This is a genomic window from Elongatibacter sediminis (assembly GCF_037892215.1).
Classification (GTDB): Bacteria; Pseudomonadota; Gammaproteobacteria; order Xanthomonadales; family SZUA-36; genus Elongatibacter; species Elongatibacter sediminis.
The window spans coordinates 125,527-148,489 of sequence record NZ_JAZHOG010000008.1; the positions used below are offsets into that span (position 1 = coordinate 125,527).

General features: G+C 61.3%; 21 protein-coding genes and 1 riboswitch. Of the genes, 19 read left to right on the top strand and 2 right to left on the bottom strand.

The window, feature by feature from the left end; all coding sequences use genetic code 11:
* Positions 1 to 22 precede the first annotated feature (22 nt).
* From V3330_RS12815 to metB, 14 genes are all read left to right on the top strand, one after another.
* Positions 23 to 1,375: a sigma-54-dependent transcriptional regulator gene (locus tag V3330_RS12815; RefSeq protein WP_354695825.1), complete on the top strand. Its 1,353-nt coding sequence runs from the start codon at positions 23 to 25 to the stop codon at positions 1,373 to 1,375.
* 14 nt (positions 1,376 to 1,389) lie between these two features.
* Positions 1,390 to 2,718 carry a sensor histidine kinase gene (locus tag V3330_RS12820; RefSeq protein ID WP_354695826.1) on the top strand — a complete coding sequence of 443 codons (1,329 nt, stop codon included), beginning with the start codon at positions 1,390 to 1,392 and terminating at the stop codon, positions 2,716 to 2,718.
* Between the two features lie 90 nt (positions 2,719 to 2,808).
* On the top strand, positions 2,809 to 3,570 hold the full coding sequence (locus V3330_RS12825) for a phosphocholine cytidylyltransferase family protein (protein ID WP_354695827.1): 762 nt from the start codon (positions 2,809 to 2,811) through the stop codon (positions 3,568 to 3,570).
* A gap of 16 nt (positions 3,571 to 3,586) precedes the next feature.
* Complete coding sequence (aepX, locus tag V3330_RS12830) at positions 3,587 to 5,218, top strand: phosphoenolpyruvate mutase (protein WP_354695828.1); 1,632 nt, start codon at positions 3,587 to 3,589, stop codon at positions 5,216 to 5,218.
* A gap of 11 nt (positions 5,219 to 5,229) precedes the next feature.
* Positions 5,230 to 6,390 carry a phosphonopyruvate decarboxylase gene (aepY, locus tag V3330_RS12835; RefSeq protein ID WP_354695829.1) on the top strand — a complete coding sequence of 387 codons (1,161 nt, stop codon included), beginning with the start codon at positions 5,230 to 5,232 and terminating at the stop codon, positions 6,388 to 6,390.
* A gap of 134 nt (positions 6,391 to 6,524) precedes the next feature.
* Positions 6,525 to 7,127, top strand: a complete 603-nt coding sequence (locus V3330_RS12840) for a methyltransferase family protein (RefSeq protein ID WP_354695830.1) — start codon at positions 6,525 to 6,527, stop codon at positions 7,125 to 7,127.
* Between the two features lie 20 nt (positions 7,128 to 7,147).
* Positions 7,148 to 8,224, top strand: coding sequence for an aminotransferase class V-fold PLP-dependent enzyme (locus tag V3330_RS12845; protein ID WP_354695831.1), 1,077 nt, complete (start codon positions 7,148 to 7,150; stop codon positions 8,222 to 8,224).
* Between the two features lie 59 nt (positions 8,225 to 8,283).
* The gene (locus V3330_RS12850) at positions 8,284 to 8,553 is read left to right on the top strand and encodes a hypothetical protein (RefSeq protein WP_354695832.1); all 270 of its coding nucleotides are present in this window, start codon (positions 8,284 to 8,286) and stop codon (positions 8,551 to 8,553) included.
* Positions 8,554 to 8,565: 12 nt separating this feature from the next.
* On the top strand, positions 8,566 to 9,762 hold the full coding sequence (locus tag V3330_RS12855) for a CDP-glycerol glycerophosphotransferase family protein (protein WP_354695833.1): 1,197 nt from the start codon (positions 8,566 to 8,568) through the stop codon (positions 9,760 to 9,762).
* Entirely contained in the window at positions 9,755 to 11,578 is a 1,824-nt protein-coding gene (locus V3330_RS12860; protein ID WP_354695834.1) for a DUF3413 domain-containing protein, read from the top strand. The genes V3330_RS12855 and V3330_RS12860 overlap by 8 nt, the downstream gene beginning before the upstream one ends.
* Positions 11,575 to 13,005, top strand: a complete 1,431-nt coding sequence (locus V3330_RS12865) for a membrane protein insertase YidC (RefSeq protein ID WP_354695835.1) — start codon at positions 11,575 to 11,577, stop codon at positions 13,003 to 13,005. The genes V3330_RS12860 and V3330_RS12865 overlap by 4 nt, the downstream gene beginning before the upstream one ends.
* A gap of 15 nt (positions 13,006 to 13,020) precedes the next feature.
* Positions 13,021 to 13,785: a phytanoyl-CoA dioxygenase family protein gene (locus tag V3330_RS12870; RefSeq protein WP_354695836.1), complete on the top strand. Its 765-nt coding sequence runs from the start codon at positions 13,021 to 13,023 to the stop codon at positions 13,783 to 13,785.
* Between the two features lie 37 nt (positions 13,786 to 13,822).
* On the top strand, positions 13,823 to 14,212 hold the full coding sequence (locus tag V3330_RS12875; protein ID WP_354695837.1) for a DUF6165 family protein: 390 nt from the start codon (positions 13,823 to 13,825) through the stop codon (positions 14,210 to 14,212).
* Positions 14,213 to 14,279: 67 nt separating this feature from the next.
* Positions 14,280 to 14,400: riboswitch (SAM riboswitch) on the top strand.
* A gap of 98 nt (positions 14,401 to 14,498) precedes the next feature.
* Positions 14,499 to 15,692, top strand: a complete 1,194-nt coding sequence (gene metB, locus V3330_RS12880) for a cystathionine gamma-synthase (RefSeq protein WP_354695838.1) — start codon at positions 14,499 to 14,501, stop codon at positions 15,690 to 15,692.
* Between the two features lie 9 nt (positions 15,693 to 15,701).
* Here metB and V3330_RS12885 read toward each other — a convergent pair whose 3' ends face one another.
* Together V3330_RS12885 and V3330_RS12890 are read right to left on the bottom strand one after the other, a co-directional pair.
* Positions 15,702 to 17,138, bottom strand: a complete 1,437-nt coding sequence (locus V3330_RS12885; protein ID WP_354695839.1) for an amidohydrolase family protein — start codon at positions 17,136 to 17,138, stop codon at positions 15,702 to 15,704.
* A 104-nt stretch (positions 17,139 to 17,242) separates the two neighbouring features.
* Positions 17,243 to 18,328, bottom strand: coding sequence for a glycosyltransferase family 9 protein (locus V3330_RS12890; RefSeq protein ID WP_354695840.1), 1,086 nt, complete (start codon positions 18,326 to 18,328; stop codon positions 17,243 to 17,245).
* A gap of 57 nt (positions 18,329 to 18,385) precedes the next feature.
* Here V3330_RS12890 and V3330_RS12895 point away from each other — a divergent pair, with 57 nt between their 5' ends.
* From V3330_RS12895 to V3330_RS12915, 5 genes are all read left to right on the top strand, one after another.
* Positions 18,386 to 19,093, top strand: a complete 708-nt coding sequence (locus tag V3330_RS12895) for a 3-deoxy-D-manno-octulosonic acid kinase (protein WP_354695841.1) — start codon at positions 18,386 to 18,388, stop codon at positions 19,091 to 19,093.
* 86 nt (positions 19,094 to 19,179) lie between these two features.
* Positions 19,180 to 19,758: a GNAT family N-acetyltransferase gene (locus tag V3330_RS12900; protein WP_354695842.1), complete on the top strand. Its 579-nt coding sequence runs from the start codon at positions 19,180 to 19,182 to the stop codon at positions 19,756 to 19,758.
* On the top strand, positions 19,730 to 20,581 hold the full coding sequence (locus V3330_RS12905; protein ID WP_354695843.1) for an MBL fold metallo-hydrolase: 852 nt from the start codon (positions 19,730 to 19,732) through the stop codon (positions 20,579 to 20,581). The genes V3330_RS12900 and V3330_RS12905 overlap by 29 nt, the downstream gene beginning before the upstream one ends.
* A gap of 290 nt (positions 20,582 to 20,871) precedes the next feature.
* On the top strand, positions 20,872 to 21,738 hold the full coding sequence (locus tag V3330_RS12910; protein WP_354695844.1) for an SPFH domain-containing protein: 867 nt from the start codon (positions 20,872 to 20,874) through the stop codon (positions 21,736 to 21,738).
* Positions 21,739 to 22,113: 375 nt separating this feature from the next.
* Positions 22,114 to 22,731, top strand: a complete 618-nt coding sequence (locus V3330_RS12915) for a peptidylprolyl isomerase (protein ID WP_354695845.1) — start codon at positions 22,114 to 22,116, stop codon at positions 22,729 to 22,731.
* Positions 22,732 to 22,963 lie beyond the last annotated feature (232 nt).

The following is a 22,963-nucleotide window of genomic DNA, read 5'->3' on the forward strand; positions in this document are numbered from 1 at the left end:
ATGCTCTTCGTCGGAGGCTCACATGCCGCTGGTCCTGATCATTGATGACAACCCGGATATCGCCAAGGCGCTTGAAGTTTCGCTGGGGTTGATCGGTATCGACACCTGTCATGCCGACAGCCCCTCGCGTGGTCTGGAACGGCTGCACGCCGAGCCGGTTGATCTGGTCATCCAGGACATGAACTTCACGCGGGATACGACCTCCGGAGAAGAGGGCGTGGAATTGTTTCACCGCATCCGGGCGCATGATCCGGACCTGCCCATCATCCTCCTGACGGCCTGGACCGATCTGGAAACCGCGGTCGAGCTCGTGCGCGCGGGTGCCGCGGACTACCTGGGCAAGCCCTGGGACGAAGACAAACTGCAGACCTCGGTCAAGAATCTTCTGGAACTGCGCGAAGTGCAAACGGCACATGACCGGCTGCGGGATGACAGCCGGCGCCGGCGGCGTCAACTTGCCGAGAATCACGATCTGTGTGGGGCGGTTTACGCTTCGGAAATCATGCACCAGGTCTTCAGCATGGCGGTGCAGGTCGCGGCAGCGGATGTTCCGGTGCTGATCACCGGTCCCAACGGAGCGGGCAAGGACGTCGTCGCGCGCGTGATTCAGGCCAATTCAAAACGCCGCGACAAGCCGTTCGTGACCGTGAATATCGGAGCCCTGCCGGCCAGCCTGATGGAGGCGGAACTCTTCGGCGCCGAAGCAGGGGCATTCACGGGCAGCGCAGCGCGCCGCGAGGGGCGGTTCGAGGCGGCTGACGGTGGAACCTTGTTTCTGGACGAAATCGGCAACCTGAGCACCGAAGGACAGGTGAAGCTTCTGCGCGTTTTGCAAACGGGCGAGTACGAACGCCTGGGCAGTTCGCAAACCCGGCGTGCCGACGTCCGTATTGTCAGCGCCACCAATGCCAACCTCGCTGAAGCCATTCGCGAACGAACTTTTCGTGAAGACCTGTATTACCGGCTCAACCTGATCGAAATCGATGTCCCGCCCCTGGCGCAGCGGGCCGAGGATATTCTGCCGCTGGCCACCTGTTTTCTGGCGGATGGTGTCCCACTTTCCGCCGGCGCGGAACAGCGGCTGGTCCGCCACTCCTGGCCGGGAAACGTACGTGAGTTGCAGAATGTCATGCGCCGGGCCTCAATCCTCGCGGGAGGGTCGCGAATCCTGCCCGAGCACCTCGGTCTCGACCTGGGTACGCCAGGTCCCGACGCGCGTCGGGCAGAGCCCGACGAGGACGAAATCCGCAGTATCATGGCGGATTGCGAAGGTAATGTATCCCGTGCCGCCCGCCGCCTCGGTTTGAGCCGGCAGGCCTTGTACCGCCGGCTCGAGAAGCTGTCTGCAGAGCCGGATGGCCCGGCAGACCGGTAGCAGAGCCTCGTCCCATGCGCCGCAAATCACGCTTTTCGCTCGAAGGGCGGTTCATCGCGCTGCTGAGCGTCATCGTTGCGGGAAGCGCGGTGCTGTCCGCCCTGTTGGCCCTGCACTGGCGGGACGGGTGGCTGGTGATTCCGGTTGTCATGCTGGTCGCCATCGTCGCCGTGGTGGCGGCGGTCCGGCGGTTTTTTCGTCCCATCGATGAAATCCACCAGGCGCTGCGCAGTGGCGTGGCCAGCTTCAAGGATCACGACTACAGCGTGACCATCGCCACGAGCCGTGGGGATGAGTTGGGCGAACTGGTGCAGGTGTACAACGAACTCGCGGAGTCATTGCGCAATGAGCGCTTCGACCTGTTCCAGCGCGAGTTGATGCTCGATACGGTGATTCAGTCCAGCGCGGTCGCTGTCTACATCGCGAACGAAGCCGGTGCGGTGATCTACGGCAATCGTGAAGCCGCTGACCTGGTGGGAAAACGGGGCGGGATCGAGGGCCACGATCTGCTGAAACTGACCGGCGCACGGGCCGAATCGCTGGCGGCCGCAATCGCAGACGGCAAGGACGGGCTGTTCACCCTGCCTCAGGATGGTGACGGCAGTGAGATTCTTCACCTCACCTGTCGGAATTTCAATTTGAACGGGCGAATTCACCGCCTGTTTCTGATCAAGAAACTGACCCGCGAAATCACCCGGCGCGAAGTGGAAACGTGGAAAAAGGTGATTCGGGTCATCACGCACGAGATGAACAACTCGCTCGCACCCATTCGGTCGCTGATCACATCGGCCCAGAAGATCGCCGAGACCGGAAAGGGCGGGGAACACCTGCGGGACATCTACCAGAGTATCGGCAGCCGCGCTGGACACCTGCAAACGTTCATCGAGGAGTACGCGCATTTTGCGCGTCTGCCGCACCCGCGCGCGGAGTGGGTTGACTGGAATCCTTTCGTGACCAGCCTGGAATCGCTGGCGGAATTCAAGCTGGCCGAGAATCTGCCTGATGACCCGGGTCATTTCGATCCGGTGCAGATGGAGCAGGTGCTGCTCAACCTGATGAAAAATGCGGCGGAATCCGGGTCTGATTCAGCAGACATTCGTTTGCGTGTCCTGCAGAACGAAACGGAGACGCTGATCGCCGTGGAGGACCGGGGGGACGGGATGAGTACGGAGCAGATGCAATTGGCGCTGTTGCCTTTCTATTCGACCAAGCGCAGTGGTACCGGTCTGGGGCTGCCGCTGTGCAGGGAAATCGTCGAGGCGCATGGCGGCACATTCAATCTGTTTGCGCGCCAGGACGGGGGGATGGCGGCCACCTGTCGTTTGCCGCGACCGCCCGGGTGAAGCCGCGTGAGCCGGTCCTGGATCGGGTAAACTCTGGTCGTTGGTAAAGGCCGTCGCGGCCGCAAGACGGACCCGTAAGTGAATCAACCCATGCATGCCATCATTCTTGCCGCAGGTCGCGGTCGCCGATTGGCCGGTCAAATTTCGGACGGCCTGCCGAAGTGTCTGTTGGAGTTCGGCGGCAAATCCCTGCTGAGGCGCCACCTCGAATTGCTATGGCGTGGCGGTGTGTCCCAGGTGGACCTGGTTGTGGGCTACGAGGCGGATGCCATCATCGAGCACGTGGGCCGCCTGAGCGAACGGCCGGCCGCGGCGTTTCACTTCAACCCCCGGTTCGAGGAAGGCAGTGTGGTCAGCCTGCTGGCGGGCCGGGAAACCCTGGAGTCCGGCAGCGATGTGGTGCTGATGGATGCGGATGTGCTTTACCATCCGGTGATACTCACGCGCCTGCTGCGATCGGACCATGCCAATTGTTTCCTGATGGACCGGGATTTCACACCCGGCGATGAGCCGGTCAAAATCGCGCTGCGGGATGGACGGATCGTGGAGTTTCGCAAGCAGTTGGCCGGAGATCTGAGGTTCGACCGGCTCGGCGAGTCTGTCGGGTTTTTCCGCTTTGACGGATCGATGGCGGCTACAATGGCAGGCGAATGTGCGCGTTTCGAATCCGAGGGTATGTCAGATGCCCCCCATGAGGAGGCGATCCGCAACGTCGTGCTCCGCGCACCGCAACTGTTCGGCGTGGAAGACGTGACCGGCCTGCCCTGGATCGAAATCGACTTTCCCGAGGATGTGACGCGGGCCGCCGACGAGATTCTGCCGGCCATTCGCGCGGATCATCCCGATCATTGAACCGATACCGATTGCCGTGAATTCCAAGACCACCCAATTGCGCCATTTGTTGTCGTCCGACGGCACGGAATTCATCATGGAGGCGCACAATGGCCTGTCGGCGCGAATCGTCGAGGAGACCGGATTCAAGGGCATCTGGGCGTCGGGTCTGGCCTTGTCCGCCCAGCACGCCGTGCGCGACAACAACGAACTGAGCTGGACCCAGGTCGTCGACGTGCTGGAATTCATGGCCGATGCGACCTCCATTCCGATCCTGCTCGACGGCGATACCGGCTACGGCGATTTCAACAACATGCGGCGGCTGGTGCGCAAACTGGAGCAGCGCGGCATTGCCGGCGTGTGCATCGAGGACAAACTGTTCCCGAAAACCAACAGTTTCATCCAGGGCGAGCGTCAGCCCCTGGAGGACGTGGAAACATTCTGCGGGAAAATTCAGGCGGGCAAGGACGCCCAGTCGGACGATGACTTCTGCATCGTGGCCCGGGTCGAGGCCTTTATCGCCGGCTGGGGCCTGGATGAGGCCCTGCGCCGCGCAGAGGCATACCGGGAGGCGGGCGCGGACGCCATTCTGATGCACAGCAAGCTGAGCCGCCCGGACGAAATTCTCGCGTTCGCAACCGAGTGGGCTGACCGTGCGCCCCTGGTCATCGTGCCCACCAAATATTACTCGACTCCTACCGAAGTATTCCGGCAGCACCGGGTTTCCCTGGTCATCTGGGCCAATCACCTGATCCGCAGCGCCATTTCGGCCATGCAGGACACGGCGGCCCGAATCCAGGCATCAGAATCGCTGGTCGACGTCGAGGGACAGATCGCCACCGTTGCCGAAATCTTCCGTCTGCAGGGGGCCGACGAATTGCTCGAGGCCGAAAAGCGCTACGCGCGCTCGGCGCGTGCGGAAACCTCGGCGGTGATCCTGGCCGCGAGTCGGGGACAGGCACTGCGGGAATTGACCCGGGAACGCCCCAAAGTGATGATTCCGGTCGCCGGCAAGCCGGTGCTACGCCGCCTCGTGGACAAGTTCAAGGCGCAGGGCATCAACGATGTGACCGTTGTGGCCGGTTACCGGTCCGAGGCCATCGACGTCCAGGGGGTGCGCATCGTCGAAAACGGCGACTGGGAGGAAACCGGTGAACTGGCCTCACTGGTCTGCGCCCTGGATGCGGTTGGGCCTGACACCATCGTTCTCTACGGAGATCTGTTGTTCCGGACCTACATCCTCAACAATCTGCTGGATTGGGACGCACCCCTGCTTGCGGTGGTCGATTCTTCACCTCTGGATCAGGCGCAGGGCAATACCAACGACATCGCGTACTGCAATGCGCGGGATGACCGTGCCATGTATCAGCAACGCGCTTTTCTGGATCGGGTGTGCGCGGACCGCGATTGGCAGGGCCGCGAGCCCGACGGCCGCTGGATCGGCTTGTTGCGGATCAGTGGTGACGGGCGAGACGCGGTTGGGCGTGGCCTGGACGCCTTGCGGGCGGATCCCGGCTTTCCGCGCATGGGCATGCCCGACCTGTTGAACCAGCTGATCGAACAGGGGGACGCGCCGCAGGTGCAGTACATCACCGGTCACTGGATGGACCTGAACAACCACGATGACCTGCAGCGGGCGGCGGGCTTCGCGCAGGGTCATCGTTCCTGAGCTCCGCGATCATGATTCAGGCACACGAATTCATCGAACCCGCGAAATCGCTGGGTTTCCGTTTCTGGGCCGGCGTGCCGTGTTCCTTTCTGACCCCATTCATCAACGCGGTCATTGATGACGGGGGAATGCAGTACGTATCGTCCGCCAACGAAGGTGATGCCGTCGCCACGGCCAGCGGTGCCGCGCTCGGCGGGCAGCCGGCCGTCGCGATGATGCAGAATTCCGGTCTCGGCAATGCCGTCAGTCCGTTGAGTTCGCTCAATTGGGTCTTTCGGATTCCCATTCTGCTCATCGTCACCTTGCGGGGCGAGCCGGGTCTGGGCGATGAGCCGCAGCACGAACTGATGGGTCAGATCACGGGTGCGATGCTCGAGCGCCTGCAGATTCCGTGGCGCTACTTTCCGGTTGAGCCGGCCGAAGTCGAGAGCGCACTGGCCGAGGCCTGCGAACACATGAATCGCACCGGCCGTCCGTACGCCCTCATCATGCGCAAGGGGTCGGTCGCGCCGGTAAGTCTGCAGAGCGAATGGCGTCCGAACGTCCGGCCGGCATTGTTCCGTGAGGAGTTGACGTGCACGGCGGAAGCGGCCCTGACCCGTCGTGAAGTGCTGGGTACGGTCATCGATGCCACACCGGCGGATCACAGCATCGTCATTGGCACCACGGGGTATACCGGGCGGGAGCTGTTCGCATTGGCGGACCGGCCAAACCACCTCTATCTCGTTGGGTCGATGGGCTGCGCGTCGTCGCTCGGATTGGGGCTGTCCATGGCCTGCCGGGATCGTGATGTCGTCGTCGTCGATGGTGATGGTGCCGCACTGATGCGCATGGGCAACCTGGCGACCGTGGGCGCTTACGGAGGTCCCAGGCTGCGCCACCTGGTGCTGGATAATGGGGTGCACGAATCCACCGGTGGCCAGGCGACCGTAAGTTCGGCCGTGAGTTTTGCCGCAGCGGCTTCGGCCTGCGGCTACCGCCATGCGGAGGAGGCGGTGGATCAGGAGGCGCTGGATCGCTTCGTGCGTGAAACCACGGGCCCCGCGATGCAGCATTTCAGGATCCGGCGCGGCGTGCCTTCTGGACTGCCACGGCCGGATGTCAGCCCGCCGCAGGTCTGTCGCCGCCTGATGGGCGCCCTCGGTGTCGAGGCTCCCTGGTCGGATATCTAAAACCCACCAGCCGGGGTTGGGGGCTTGCCGATGCGCGATTGCGATTGGCCAGCCTGCTGCGCTGACTTTACAATGCACCCCATCGTCGCTGAAGCGACGATCCGTTGTACACATGCAAACAGGAGTCTGATGCGATGGTGAGCCGTCGAGCGAGAAAAATGGGCGAGCGCACCGGTCTCATCGGCATGCTCGACAGCCTGCGTTTCCACGAGGCCTCCCGGCAGGGGATTGGCCTCCTTCTTCTGCCCGTCTGTGCCTGGTTTGCGCTGCCGGGCAGTCCGGAACGTGTGCTGGCGGGGCTGGCACTGGCCTTGATCGGCGAGATCTGGCGCATTTACGCAGCCGGCGTGATCTACAAGAACAAACAACTGGCCACCACCGGTGCCTATTCCCTGGTCAGGCATCCGCTGTATCTGGGGAATTTCATGATTCTGGCCGGATTCACTTTTTCGAGTGCCCACTGGGGCGTGATCGCGGCCGTTATCGCCTTTCTGGTGTTTTATTATCCCGCCGCCATTCGTTATGAAGATGCGAAACTCGAACGGTTGTTCGGGGATTCCTGGCGCGAGTGGAGCCGTTCCACTCCGGCCATGTTTCCCACTCGCCTGCGGTGGCGCGCCAACACGGATGCCGAGTGGAATGCCCGTCAGTCCCTGTTGCGTAACGGCGAGTTGCCCATCAGCATCTATCTGGTGGCATCGGCGGTGCTGATGCTCTACCGCAGCGGCCTGATCTGAGTATCGCGGGCCCTCCCACCGTGCGCTACATCCTCCTCAATCCCGGTCCGGTCAGCCTCAGCGAAGGGGTTCGGCGGGCCGCCGTCGCCACGGATCTCTGCCATCGCGAGCCCGAGTATTTTGATTTGCAGGATCGGGTTGTGCAGGGGCTTGGCAGTCTCTACGCAACCAGCGCTCCGGACTGGCGGCCCGTGCTGCTTTCGGGATCCGGGACTTCGGCGCTCGAGGCCATGGTCGCATCACTGGTTCCTCGGGAGGGGAGACTGCTGGTGCTGGAAAACGGTGTGTACGGCGAGCGCCTGTCACGGCTGGCCGGGATCCACGGGATCGAACACGATGCAATCGCCCATGACTGGGTCGCCGGCTGGGATCTGGAGCGGGTCAAAGAGGCGCTGGACGGCGGAGGGTATTCGCACGTCGCTGCCGTGCATCACGAAACCACCACCGGGCGCCTCAATCCGGTAGCCGATCTGGCCAGTCTGTGCGCCGCCAATGGTGCTGCCCTGCTGCTCGATGCCGTGTCGAGCTTCGGCGCCGAAGCCCTGCCGTTCGATGCGCCAGCCCTGGTGGCTTGCGCCGCGACGGCGAACAAGTGTCTGCATGGCATTCCGGGCGCCTGCCTGGTCATGTTGCGTGAATCGGCACTGAAGGACACGGTCGAGCCGCCTCGCAGCCTGACCCTCGATCTGGGACTGTGGGCCGAACACCAGTCGCGGCGCTCGACTCCTTTCACCCCTCCGGTCAATTCGCTGCTGGCGCTCGATCGCGCGGTGGAGGAATTGCTTGAGAGTGGCGGGTGGCGTGTACGGCGTGCACGCTACCAGCGGTTGGCCGCCGCAGTGGCCCGAACTCTCGATGAACTGGGTGTCCAGCCCTACATCGATCCCGCCGAATCCTCCTGCGTGTTGCGTTCTTACTCTCTGCCCCGAGGGAGGGATTACGCATCGATACATCAGGCGCTGAAACGACATGGGTTTGTCGTCTACGCGGGGCAGGGCGACCTGTCGGCGAAAATGTTTCGCGTCTCCACCATGGGTGATATCAGCGACTACGACCTTGCACGCCTGCTGGCGGCGTTGTCGGACGTGTTTGGCTGAGATTCGGCTCCGTGGGTTAAGCAATGATAAAATGGCGCGTTGAAAAACTGAGCATGCGCATGAAAGTTCGAGCGAACCACAAGCGGGCCCAACGACCCGCACAGCGCCGCGGTGCGATCACCGGGCTGGCAGCCCTGATGCTGGTGCTGGCGTCTTCGCCCGCGTTCGCCTATCTCGATCCGAGCACCGGCAGCATGATCGTTTCAGCGATCATCGGCATATTCGCTTCTGTTGCCCTGGCCGTGAAAACGTATTGGTACAAATTGAAAGGCCTGTTTCGCGGCAAACGAGGCCCGGCTCCGGACGAGGATACGTCCGGAGAGGCGTAAGCAATTCCGCCGATGTCGCTGTTGGCCGGCTGGCGTGGATGGCGCGCATTCAACAAGCTGCCGAAAGTCTGGCGCGAAATCGTGGTTTATTCCGAGTCCGGCCAGGACTGGCATCAATTCAGCGGCCTGATCGAAGCGCTCAACGAATCCTTTGAACGGCGGGTTTGCTACGTCACATCCGATGCGTCGGACCCGGGCCTGCAGCGCAGCCATGAGCGCTACCGTGCTGTATACCTTCCCGAAGGCTTCTTTCTTACTCTGTTTTTCCAGACCTGCCGCTGTGATCTGTTCGTCCTGACGATGATGGATCTGGGTAATCTGCACCTCAAGCGTTCCGTGCATCCGGTGCATTACGTGTACGTTTTTCACAGCATGGGCAGCACCCATATGGTTGATCATGCCGAGTCCTTCGATCACTACGACACGCTTTTCTGCGCCGGCCCGCAGCAGATGGCCGAGATTCGGCGCAGGGAGGAGCTCAAGGGCTTGCCGCCGAAACAGTTGTTTGAATTCGGGCATCCGCGGCTCGAAGAGGTTATGCGGGCCGGTGAAAACTGGCGCCAGGGCCGGGGTGCGGTTGGGGGTGAGGATTTGGCGGGAAAGCCGCCAATTGTCCTCGTCGCGCCCACCTGGGGTGACAGCTCGATCTTCAATGTGTGCGGCGTTCCCCTGATCGAAGGATTGCTGGGTGCCGGATTCGAGGTGATCATGCGGCCGCATTACCAGTCGAACCGTTTGACTCCGGAAGTCATTTCCGGCGTGCGCGACCGCTTCGCCGGACATCAGCGGTTCACGTATATCGATCGCATGGGCGAAACCGATTCCCTGCTGCGTTCCGATCTTCTGATCAGCGATTGGTCGGCCATGGCCCTGGAATACGCCCTGGGTCTGGAAAAGCCCGTGCTGTTCATCGATGTGCCGCGGCGGGTAAGAAATCCCGACTGGCGGGAACTGGGCATCGAACCCCTGGAATCCGCCATCCGTCATCAGGTCGGGCGCATCGTCTCGCCGCAAGATCTGGCTCAGGTGCCCGATGCCATACGGCAGTTGCTCGCCGACCGGGAAGCATTCCGGTCCCGCATGCGGGAGCTGCGGCAGGACATTGTCTTCAACCTCGGTCACAGCATCGAAACCGGTGCGGCGGAACTGGCCCGGCTGGCGGAACAGCAGATTGCCGCCCGCGGGCAGCAGGTGGCTCTTGATGGCTGATCGTTCCGGACGCGCAAGCCTGTTTCGCTGGATGGCTTGGTTCGCCATGGCCAATTCGGTGGTGTTGGCACTGATCGGTCTGCGCTACTTCAGCGGGTTCAGCGGTGGAGGAACCCCGCTGTCCTGGATTTATGTCGTTCTGATCTATCCGGCGCACCACATCCTGCTCGCCGTCATTCCCCTGTTTGTGGTGCTGGCGCCGATTGTGATCCTGTTCCCTCGTCGGCGTTTGATTACCGGCGGCGGCGTCCTGATCTATGCGGTCATGATCGCCGTCATCATGCTGGACAGCCTGTTGTGGGCGGAAAGCCGGTTTCATCTGAACGCGCTGACGGCGCAGATTCTCGGGTGGCAGAGTTGGGCGTTCGCCGCCGTGATGGCCGTCGTGGGCGCGGTATTCGAAATTCTGCTGGCCGGCTGGGTCTGGCAGCGGCTGGAAAATCGGGGCCGATTGGGCGGACGCTGGTTGGCCGTCGCCAGCGTGGTGGCCATTCTGGCTTCGCAACTGATCCATGCCTGGGCCGATGCTGCCTACTACGTGCCGGTGACGTCGGTGGGGCAGCAACTGCCTGTTTATGAAGGGTTCACCGCGAAACGCCAATTGACCCGTCTCGGGCTGGTCGATCCGGCGGTCAGCCGCGAACGCGAAGCCGCGCGACGGCTATCCAGGCAACTCGATGATGGGGCGGGCGTGGTGCTGGATTATCCCCTGAGCCCCCTGCAATGCGCGTCCGGACCGCCCATGAACATCCTGCTGGTCCTGGCGGATGCGCTTCGGTCGGATGTGATTTCCGCGACCAATGCACCTTTCATGACTCGCGTGGGGCGGGAATGGGCACAACGATTCACTCGCCATTTCAGTGGAGGCAATTCCTCGCGCATGGGTGTCTTCAGCCTGTTCTACGGACTCCCGCCGGGCTACTGGAGCAGTTTCGAAGCCCTGCAGCGCTCGCCGGTCCTGATTGACGAGATTCAACAACGCGGCTACCAGCTGGGTCTGTTTTCCAGTTCGACCATGTACCGGCCGGTCAGCCTGGACCGAACCGCATTTGCGAATGTCGCCAACCTGCGTCTGGGCACCGAACCGGCGGATGCGCCCGCTTATGAGCGCGACCGGATCGTGCTTTCCGAATGGCAGGACTGGCTCGACCAGCGTGATCGCGACCGGCCCTTTTTCGGCTTTCTGTTTTTCGATGCCACCAATACCCAGGACTATCCACCGGAGTATGGCTCCCGGCCGGGGTTCGCTCCGGAGGGGGAGGGCGAACTGGATCGCCGCTTCGCTGATTACCGGCGTTCCGTTCGGTTCGTCGACGACCTGATCCGTGACACGGTCAGGGACCTGGAGGCCCGTGGTCTGGCTGAGGAAACCCTGATCATCATCACGTCCGACCACGGTGAGGAATTCGACGAAAGCGGGGCAGGCCTGCGTGACCACGGTTCGGGGTATACGCGCTACCAATTGCAGGTGCCCATGCTGATGTTGTGGCCCGGCCGCTCCGCCGCCAGGTTCGATCACCGGACTTCGCACTACGATGTGGTCCCCACCCTGATGCAGGACGTGCTCGGTTGCCGTAATCCGGCCTCTGACTATGCCAGTGGTCGTAATTTGTTCAGCGGCCAGGATTGGAGCTGGCTGTTGACGGGCAGCTATTACAACTTCGCTGTTTTGGAACCGGACCAGATTACCGTGACCTATCCCAATGGGCGCTTCGAAGTGCGGGGTTGGGATTACCGCATTCGTACCGATCCGCAGGTTCGCGGCGATGTGCTGGAGGCCGTGGCGAACGAAAATGCACGGTTTTACCAGCGATGAAGTCAGGTGCATTTTTCGCGGCGGGTGTTGCGTTTGCGCTTCTCCTGTCGAGTGCGGCTCGGGCTCAGGTGGAAATCACCACCGAGTCCCTGTCGCTGCATTTCGGCGCCCAGGGGGAGTTGCTGGCGGCCGAAGCCTGTCATCCCCGTTGCGCGGATCCTGATGCACGCAGGCAGGCTATCTCGGCGCCCGGCGGCATCGTGTCTTTTGCTGACGCGGAAACCACTCAATGGTCATGGGTGCGCGGGTTGGAAACCCGCGAATCCGTTCTGAGCTTTCGGTCATCCGACGGCCGCGAGGTGACCTGGTCGATTCCCGAAAGCGGCTATGGAGTGGGGCTAACCGTGCAGGGTGCGGGCGCCCTGATGCTGCGTTCCGGGGATAGTCTGAAGCCGCGAGCCCTGCCCGGGTTTGGCGGCTGGCTGGAGCAGGTCCGCCATGTCGTGATCGAGCGGGATGGAGCCGAAGCATTCGGCCCGGGTGAACTCGATACGGAGACGGTCAGGGCCGAGTGGGCGGGGGTGCGCAGCCGGTTCTGGAGTGTGCTCGTCAGCGCGGATCGCAGCAGCCGTTTTCGGCTCGGCGTGGACGCCGATGGTGGACCGACGGTCCTGCGTGGTGGTAAGTCCGAACGCGAGGAGTTGCTGCTCTACATCGGTCCGGTCGAGCCGCGTGCCCTGGCCGCGACCGATCCCCTGCTGCGTCACATGATGTATGCGGGACTGTGGTTCTGGCTGCGATGGATCTGCTTCGCATTGTTTTACCTGCTGGATGCGATCCATGCCCTCGTACCGGTCTGGGGCGTGGCCATCGTGGTCTTGTCGTTCAGCGTGAATTTCCTGATGGCTCCCCTCAGCAGGGCTGCCGACCGCGTACAGCAAACCGTGCACGAAACCGAGGCGCGCCTGGCGCCGGAACTCACGCGCATCAAACAGGAATTTCGGGGGGAAGAACAGGCGGCGAAAATCATCGCGCTGTACAAAACCGAGCGTGTGCATCCGCTGTACAGCCTGAAAAGCCTGGTGGGCGTGGCGATCGTGATCCCGGTGTTCATCGGGGCCTTCGACATGCTGGCTGAAAAATTTCATTTGATGCATACCCCGTTCCTGTGGATCAGCGATCTTTCGCGTCCTGACGCATTCGCTGCCCTGCCGATGGACTTGCCGTTTTTCGGCAGTTCGCTGAACTTGCTGCCGTTTGTCATGACGGCTTTGTCGATCGTGGCTTCGGTCATGCACCGGCCGCTGGCGCAGCATGCCCTGGTTCGCCGCCGGCAGGTGCGCAACATGATCGTGTTGGCGGCCGTCTTTTTTGTGTTGTTTTATACTTTTCCGGCCGGCATGGTCCTGTACTGGACGACCAATAACCTGATCTCGGTGCTGAAGGCGCTGTGGGCCCGTTTTCGGCCGGTCACCGAGAGCCACTGATTCGTGGAGATCGACATGGAAGACGAAAGCGTGCTGACTCCCGACCAGATTGAATCATTTCACCGGGATGGCTTCCTGGTGGTTCGGGGCCTTTACTCGTCCAGTGAAATACGCCAGATCAGTGACTGGACCGACGAGGTCGCCGCCTATCCCGAAGAACCCGGGAAGACCATGATGTATTTCGAAACCAGCAGCGCCGACGGGGCGCGTATTTTATGCCGGATCGAGAATTTCGTACCCTGGCACGCCGGCTTCAACCGTCTCATTACCGCTCGCAGGTTGCGGCAGGCGGTATCGGAGTTGCTCGGGGAGCCGGCGGTTCTGTTCAAGGACAAGATCAATTTCAAGCTGCCCGGTGGTGATGGCTTCAAGGAGCACCAGGACGTGCAGGCGGGTTGGGATGACTATGCCGATCTGCACATTACGGCCATGGTCGCGATTGATGCCACCACCGAGGCGAATGGCAGCCTGGAAATGATTCCGGGAATGCACCGGCGTGGCCTGCTGGGTGAAAAATGGTCGCCTCTCACCGACCAGCATACGGAAAATGCCGAGTACCGGCCGGTGCATTGCGAGCCCGGGGATGCCGTGTTCTTCGATTCTTTCGCTCCGCACCGCTCGGCACCCAATCGCACGGATAAGGCCCGGCGGGTGCTGTACATTACCTACAATGGCGTTTCGGCGGGGGATTCCCGGGAGCGCTACTATGCCGAGAAGCGGCGCAATTATCCGCCGGACATCGAGCGCGAACCCGGAAAGGACTATCGGTTCAGGGTGTAAGCCTGGAGCCGGGAGTCAACGACAGGAAGAAGGTCAGATGGACATCATTCAGGTACCCGTATCACCCGGTGAAGTACTGGACAAGATTACGATCCTGGAGATCAAGTCGGAACGCATGACGGATCCGGCGCAACGGTCCAACGTTCGGCGCGAACTTGGATTGCTGCGCGATACCTGGGCCGCGGCCGTGCCCGCCGATGAGACCATCGACCGCTTGCACCGGGAGTTGCGTGAGATTAACGAAAATCTGTGGGACATCGAAGACGGAATCCGGGACAAGGAGCGTGCCGGTGAATTCGATAAGGATTTCATTGAGTTGGCCCGTAGCGTGTACATCACCAATGACCGGCGGGCCCGGGTCAAGAAGCAGCTCAATACGCATCTCGGGTCCCAAATCGTCGAAGAAAAATCCTACCAGGACTACTGAGCCCTGATCCCCGATTGCACAATTGATCTGTTGCGCTCGGCGCCTGACCTCGCTTAGAATTCCCCTGAACTCATTCAGACCGGCAGAGGGACTGGCCCTTGGAAGCCGGGGCAACCTTCGAAGCTAACCACTTCGAAACGGTGCCAATTCCAGCGAAATCCTTTATCCGGGATTTCGGGAAATGAGTGACCGGGCAGCCTTTTCGATGGGCTCGGTCATGCTCAGATCGCTTTGCGGAATTTCCGGATGAGCTTGCTGTTACCGGAAATTCGGAGAAGTGAGAAACATGAGCAAGCTGCATCAAGAAACCCTGGTTACCCGCTACGGAGTGAACTCGGACGCCAACCACGGTGCCGTGATTCCCCCGCTCTACCTGTCCTCGACATTCGCTTTTCCCCGATTCGGGGAAAAGGGTGCTTACGACTACACCCGTTCAGGCAATCCGACCCGCGATCATCTCGGTGGGGCGCTGGCTGCCGCCGAGGGTGGTGCCGGTGGTGTCGTAACGGCATCGGGTATGTCCGCCGTGCACCTCGTCACCCAGCTGTTGCAGCCCGGTGACCTGCTGATGGCTCCACCCGACTGCTATGGCGGCTGTCATCGGCTGTTGAGCGCCGCCGCGCGCAAAGGACAGTTCGAGCTGGACTGGGTGGAGTTGTGGAACAGTGAGTCCGCCGCCGCTCGAATTCGCGAGCAGGCGCCACGCATGGTCTGGATAGAGACGCCGAGCAATCCCCTGCTGCGGATCACCGACATTGAGCACATCGCCGCCGCTGCCCATGAGGTCGGGGCGCTCGTCGTTGCCGACAACACCTTCCTGTCGCCGGCGGGGCAGCAACCTCTGGCACTGGGTGCGGACATTGTGGTGCATTCGACGACGAAGTACATCAACGGACATTCGGATGTCGTGGGTGGGGCCGTAATCGCCGCCGACGCGGCGATTCTGGAAGAACTCGAATGGTGGGCCAACTGCCTCGGTGTGACCGGTGCGCCGTTCGACAGCTTCCAGGCCATGCGTGGACTGCGGACCCTTGGCGTGCGTTATCGGCAGCATCAGGAGAACGCCGAACGGGTCGCGGCGGCGCTGCAAGAAGAGGATCTTGTCGAGTGCCTGTATTACCCGGGGCTGAAGAGTCATCCCGGACACGAGGTCGCGGCCCGGCAGCAGAATGGTTTCGGGGCGATGCTCAGTTTCGAACTGGCGGCATCCCATGAGGAAATTCCCGTGTTCCTCAACGCCTTGCGCCTGTTCACCCTGGCCGAATCCCTGGGCGGAGTGGAAAGTCTCGTGGCCCATCCCGGCAGCATGACTCATGCCGCCATGTCCGAAGAAGACCAGGCGGCAGCCGGTATCAGCTCCCGGCTTTTGCGCCTTTCGGTCGGAATCGAACACGCCGAAGACCTGGTGGCCGACCTGAAGAATGCGTTCGCCGCGGTACGGGATGCGCGGGCCGGATTATCGGTACGCCATATCGCCTGAGGCCGGGCCTCAGGTGATTCTGCCTCCGGTCAGGTCGAGCAGACGCAGGAATTCGCGCCGCGTGCGCGGGCCGTACGTCTGGAAGTGAGGCCGGGGGTTCTCCCGGTACGCCGGGCGCATTGCGCCAATCGGGTCGGTGGCGGCTGTGCGCAGCACCTCGTCGACCGAAATCCGGTACGGAACGATGGCGTTCAGCCCGAACACCTTGGCGCGCAGTCGCGGCGTGATTTTCGGGTATCCGTGCGCCTCGCGCAGTTCTGCGGGAATCTGGAATGCCCGAAATGCCTGGATCTGGTCCTGTGGTGATCCGTACCAGACGGAATCCGTGCCCCAGAGAACGTTGTCCTCTCCGATATATCGAAACAGCTTGCCCAGCGTGTGCGCGGCCCCCGCCGGGTCGCGCATCGACAGGAATCTCCAGGTGCTGCCGAGTTCGGCGTACACGTTGCTGTTGGGCGCTACGCCGTTCTCGATCACGGAACGTATCAACGAATCCACGCCTTCATTGCGAGCCGGGTCATACGGGCCTTCGGGCTGACCCGGAACGTAGCCTGAGTGATAGATCAGGAAATTCACGTCGGGATAGCGGCGTGCGACAATTCCGATGTCGTCGCACAGCGAATGCTCATAGGACTGGCGCCCGAACGGGATGCCCTTGTGGACGCAGATGTTGTTGACTCCGAGTTTGCGTGCTTTCTCGATGAACGGAATACCGGTGTCCTCGTCACTGAGGAAGAATCCCCTCCCATCCGGCCCGTACTGCGTATAGCATTTCCACGCCGCGACGTTCCAGGATTCGGCGAGTTCATCCATGAATTCCAGATCGCCCGGCTGGTTGGGGTTGCACCGTCCGTGCAGCAACAGGCGCTGGCTGCCTTCAAGACGGTCGACCATGTCGCGGGTCGCGGCCGCTTCCTCGATTGACAGCGGTTCGTCCGCCCGGGAAGAGGGTATGAACGACAGCGCCATGAGGTCGGTGTCGCTGTCCAGGAACACATCCTTGATAAAATTTTCCGCGCCCAGACAGGTCATGTAGTCACGCCCCAGCAGGTCGTGGTCCTCCCGGCATTGCGGTTTCAGTGTCGTTGCGAGGTTAGGCGGCAGGTAGTGACCCTGCACGTCGAAGATGAATTCACTTCCTTCCAGCCGGCTCGCCGCGAGTTCCGGGTCGAATGCCGCATCGGCGGGCAGGTCGAAAGTCGCGCCAGCCGCTTGATTGGCGCCGTGAGCCTCGTTGAATGCAAGCAAGGTCGCGGCGGCGCCACAGCTCGAGGCAAGGAACGCGCGTCGGTCCAGCCCCGTGCGCCGGGCGGCCTCGGTGACCCGCTCGACCGCGAGTCGCCGGGCTCGTTGTTCAGGCTCCCGGAGCGGAATCGGAACGAACTCACCGTTGGAAGTGCTGTCCAGTTTGATAGGCAGGTCGGAGTCAGTGGGTGGTGTCTTCATATGACCTCCTGCGTCAGTGAACGGTTGAGGTGAATATATCCTGAAGCCTGGATGTCAGGGGCGCCTGACGCCAGTGCCGGAAGTCGTGGAAGGCGTTCCGCGAGTCAGGAGGATGTGTCGGACGCACCGCCGGGGGGCGACTCACTGGCGGCTCTCCAGGTGCGCAGTTGTTCAATCACGTCCCCGGGTTGAATCAGATCCATCACGCCCTCGGTTTCGATACGGGTTCCCCATCGCAACTCCTCCGGCTCGCGACCACGAAAGCGGCGAGCGGCCTCCCGGAACCGATCGACACACAATTGCAAGCTGCGATAGGGGCCCGAGCGGCGCGACCAGGTGGCGGCGTACAACCCGAGCACGGGCGTGCCCAGGGCGGAGGCGATGTGGGCCGGTCCCGCGTCGGGCGAAATAACGAGGTCGGCACGTTGGAGCAGGGCTTTCGACTGCTCCAGGGTATCTTTTCCGACCAGATTGAGACTGGGCGCCTTCATCGCGTTGGCGATGGCTTTGGCCATACGCACCTCTGCCGGTGAGGGGCCGCCGGTGAGAATGACCCGCGCTCCCCAGGATTGATGCGCGAAGTCTCCCGCGGCGGCATAGAATTCTGGGCGCCAGTTGCGCAGAGTGTGGCTGGAACAGGGGCTGATTACGATGACGGGCCGGCCGCTTCCGGTGTGCTCCCTGGCCCAGTTTTCCGCCTCCGCACTGATGGGCAGTGACCACCGGGGTTCCCCGGGCTCCAGCCCGAGTGCGCGGGCAAATTCCAGGAAGGCCAGGGTTTGATGCTGAAACGCGACTGGCGCGACTCGTCTGTTGGTGAACCAGTGATGGAGGTCCCGGGAGCGGGCCCGGTCCCATCCCAGTCGCAGTGGGCTGCGCACCAGGCGGCTCAGCAGATTGGCGCGGGCCGCCACCTGCATGTGCAACAGGGCGCTGAAGCGTCGCCCGGACAGTTGCCTGTTCAGCTTGCGAACGGCGGGCCAGCCACCCCGTTTATCGAATTCGATGAATTCCACGCCGCTGAAGTTGCCGAGCAGACGGCGCTCCAGTTTGCCGATGATCCAGGTCAGCCGGGTCTCCGGCCAGGCGTGTTGCAGGCAGCGAATCACGGGAACCACATGGGTTACGTCGCCGAGCGCGGAAAGGCGCAGGATGCACAGGGACTCTGGCGGTTTTTGAAACAGGGCCATGGGTGCTCCGGATTGACGCTGCAGGGGCGCCCCCGCACAATGTACGCTGGTGGCTCGATGAAAATATCATACGAACAATCGCGTTCGCGGGCCATTGTATATGATGCAAATCGCATCGAGCAGCCGGACGAACGACTCTTCGAACCGCGTTACTGGCGAGAGCAGGGCGCGATCCGTGGGCAGGCGAGGGGGCGTGGCAGCGCACTGATGCTGGATACGCCTTTCGGTCCCGCCGTGTTGCGCCAGTATTTGCGGGGTGGGCAGGTGGCGCGGTTCAGTCGTGACCGATACATTTTCACCGGTTACCGGCGATCCCGGCCCATGCGGGAAGTGGGTGTGCTCGCCTATCTCGTTCGCCAGGGTCTTCCGGTACCCCGGCCTCTCGGCGCCATCTGCCGTCGCTACGGCCCGACCTACCAGGGCGCGCTGATCACCCGCAGAATCGAAGGAGCCGAGCCACTGGCTGATGTCATGGGGCAGCAGGCCTGTGATGATCCGGTCTGGGCCACGATTGGGGTTACAATCCGTCGCATGCACGAGGCCGGCGTGGTGCACGCGGACCTCAATGCACGGAATATCCTGGTCGCGGGCGATTCCCGGGTGTATTTGCTGGATTTCGACCGGGCGGTCCTTAAACGCGGTGCCGGACAGCGTTACCGGGCCAACCTCGAACGCCTCAAGCGCTCACTGGTCAAGTGTTGGCCGAGCGCCGCCGACGGTTTCGAGGAATGCTGGACACGAATTAAGCTGGGCTATTCGGGCTGAACGGAGGTGCAATACCCGGGTACGGCCATCTGACTGCGGGCATCCGGATTGTGACCGGGCCGGGAACAAGGGCTACAGGATTGAAAATGATTTTTGGAAGGAAAGGCAAGACCGAATCATCACCGCCGGTTTATCGTCCGCGCGTGATCGAGTCTGAACGCCTTCGGCTGGTGGCAGCCGACCGTACGTTGGTGGAGGCCGATCTGGCGCAGAACGATGCACTTGGCGCCTTGCTCGGTGCTGCCGTTCCCGAAAACTGGCCCCCCGAATTGTACGATCGCGAGGCCATGCGGTATGCGCTCAATCACCTGGAAGATGCCGGGGAGCGGGGTTGGTCATTCTGGTATCTGCTGGTCATTGCGGACGGGAGAGATGAACTGGTCGGAATCTGTGGATTCAAGGGGCGACCCGACCCCCTCGGTTCCGTCGAGATCGGGTATTCCATGCTGCGGCAATATCGCAATCAGGGATATGCCAGTGAAGCGGTGGATCGGCTGATCCGCTGGGCCTTCAATCATCACCATGTCGTGGAGGTCAGTGCGGAAACATTTCCGCACCTGAAACCGTCCATTCGTGTCATGCAGAAGAACGGGTTTATCCATACGGGCCCCGGTTCCGAGAGAGGAGTGGTTCGCTATGCGGTTTCGCGACCGGATCGTCGCTAGACGCACGCTGCGCTGGTTGGGCATATGGGCGCTGGCCTTGCCTTTTCAGACGTTGGCCGATGTCACCATCACCCAGTTGGCCAACGAAGGCGTATTGCTCGATGACGGAGATTCCACCCGTGTCATGATCGACGGCATGGTGGTTGAATCCTACAGTGTCTACGCGGGATTGCCGGAAACACTCCACCCTTCGTTTTATCAGGCGGCGGATTCCTTCGCGGACATCGACCTGGCGCTGGTCAGTCATCAGCACCATGATCACAACCAACCCATCCATGCCTGCCGTTTCATGCAGGCCAGCCATGCCACGGTGTTCTACTCGTCGACCCAGGTGATGGATTTGATGCGCGAGAAATGCCGTGAGTTCACATTGACGAGCCCGCGAATCAAATTGATCAATCCCGAGTACGACCGCCCTGAAGTTCTTCAAGTCAAGGATGCCCGGGTCAGTGCGTTTCTGTTGTCCCACGGCAGAGGTAAATACGCCATTCTGCAGAATTTCGGCCACCTAGTTGAAATTGGGGGAATGCGGGTGTTGCATATCGGCGATGCAGCCATGAGTGCCGCCGATTTCGCTCGTGCCGGCGTAGACGAAATGGGTGTAGACATCGCTCTGGTGCCTTTCTGGTATTTCCAGCCCGGACCTGGCGGTGACATTGTGCGCCGGTTTCTCGATGCCCCGAACATCATTGCAGTGCATATTCCACCCAGTGAACTGCACGAGGTGAAAGAACATCTTCGGGTGGAATATCCAGAAGTCATTGTTCTTGACGATGCGCTCGACCAGGCGCGCTTTAGCGCAACCACCCCGTCGCCTCCCTAGTGTTTCAGGTGCACCTGTTCTGCGCGCCGCACTGATATCGCACACCGCGATTGGTTCCCGGTTCAACCGGAACTGCTGGAGGCCCGGGGCCATCCATCCCGATGGTGAACCCGGATTCGGTGTGAACGGCGGGTAGCGTCCGGTAGCCCACTCGGTGTTCTACGTTGTCGTGATGCCCCGGCCGGGCGGTATGGCGGTGTTGGCCCGCCCCGTAGCACGCCGGCTGTTCAGTCCCTGTTTGTGTGATATTATAATAATATCATTATGTACTATTGCTGGAGGGCGCTCCCATGATTCGAGAAATCACCCGTTCCGTCGCATCCGGTTACGTGGCATTGGTGCTTTTGCCAGCTCTGACCGTGTTGTTCGGCTGGCTTTTCATCCAGGCGGCCCAGGCAAATTCTGCGGTTCCCGCCGCGCTGTATCTGCTTGCGCTGGTTGCCCTGCTCATCTGCTTCAAAGGGTTTTTCATGGTTCATCCGAACCAGGCCAAGGTTCTGCAGTTGTTCGGCACCTACGTCGGGAGTGTCCGGCAGACCGGGTTACGCTGGGCCAACCCTTTCTATTCCAAGGAGCCGGTTTCCTTGCGGGTGCGTAATTTCGAAAGCGAAGTGCTCAAGGTAAACGACAGTAGCGGTAACCCCATCGACATCGCGGCGGTTGTTGTCTGGAAAGTGGTCGATTCCGCTGAAGCCGTATTCGAAGTCGACGATTATGAAAGTTTTGTACGCATCCAATCCGAGGCAGCCCTGCGTAATCTCGCAACCAGTTATCCGTACGAAGCGCACGACGAAGGACAGGTTGCGCTGCGCAGCGACCCACAATCCATTGCCGAAAAGTTGCGTGAGGAAGTTCAGGATCGGCTGGACAAGGCAGGGGTCGAAGTCATCGAGGCGAGAATCAGTCACCTGGCTTATTCGCAGGAAATCGCCAGCGCCATGCTCAAGCGCCAGCAGGCGGCAGCCGTGGTGGCGGCGCGCCGGCAGATTGTCGATGGTGCCGTCGGCATGGTGAAGATGGCCCTGACTGAACTCGAGGAGCAGGGGGTGGTCGACCTGGACGAGGAGCGCAAGGCGAACATGGTGTGCAACCTGCTGGTCGTGCTGTGTGGGGAAGAAAACGCACAACCCGTGCTTAACACCGGCAGTCTCTACTGAGGCACAATCTCGCATTTCACTAAACGATGTCACAGAAGAAATCCTTTCCATTGCGGCTCGATTCGCGAACATATGATGCCGTGAAGCGGTGGTCCGATACCGAGTTGCGCAGCGTCAACGCGCAGATCGAATATGTACTTCGCGACGCATTGCGGCGGGCCGGGAGGTGGCCTGGTGAGAAAGATTCCAGGAGTGAGTCCCAATGATGGCGCCGGTGTGCTCATCGGTGGCAACGGATCAGAGGTCTGTATTTCGTCACTGTCGGGTTTTCCCAGCCGGGGTTTTTCGCGGCCTGAAATGGCCCGGGGGATGGCGGGCGTTTATCGCCCAGTGCGTTGAAACGGTCATTTTCGATTTCTGCCAGAGGAGTGATTCATGTTCTCGTTTCTGAGACTTGCCGCATTTGCCACGGCACTTAGCCTGTTGAATCCGTCGGTTGCCCGTGCGGAGTTCGCGTGTTTTCCCGAAGAGGTTTTGCCCGATAACCTGTTTCCCACGGTACGGGTTGAGACGAGCATGGGGGCGTTCGATATTGAACTGAACCGATTGCGTGCGCCTGTGACCAGCAACAATTTTCTGCGCTACGTTCTCGATGGTCACTACGATGGAACGATTTTCCATCGGGTGATGCCCGGGTTCGTCGTTCAGGGCGGCGGATATACCCGTGATTGGGAGGAGCGTCCCGTCAGAGAACCCATCATCAATGAATCCGGCAATGGTCTCGGCAACGTGGTGATGTCGGTGGCAATGGCGCGCTTCGATGATCCCCATTCCGCGACGGCGCAGTGGTTTGTAAACCTGTCGTCCAACGAATCTCTGGATCCCAATTCCCGTAGCTGGGGTTATGCCGTTTTCGGTTCGGTGATTGCCGGGCGTGAAGTCGTCGAGGCAATTGCCGGTGTCGATACCGGTTACAGTGAAGCCATCGATGCTCCGGACGTTCCGCTAGTACCCGTTTTGATCGAGCGGGTATACGTAGTGGGGATGGAGTAATTTCGGTTGATGGGTAGCCTGCGCGAGAAACCGCTTTGTGGGTTTCTCAGTCGTTCATCGCCCGTTTGCCGTTGACTCCGGGCGGGCCGGTTTCCCGACGAGGATTCTCACCCTGAACGGACAAATTGTCAGATTCTGCCTGACGAAAACTCACGCCAGAACTCCGCAGTGCCTGTGAGCCCCCGAGCCCCTCCGCCAGTGAGGTGTGAGGCTAAAGAGGGATTCTGGTCGC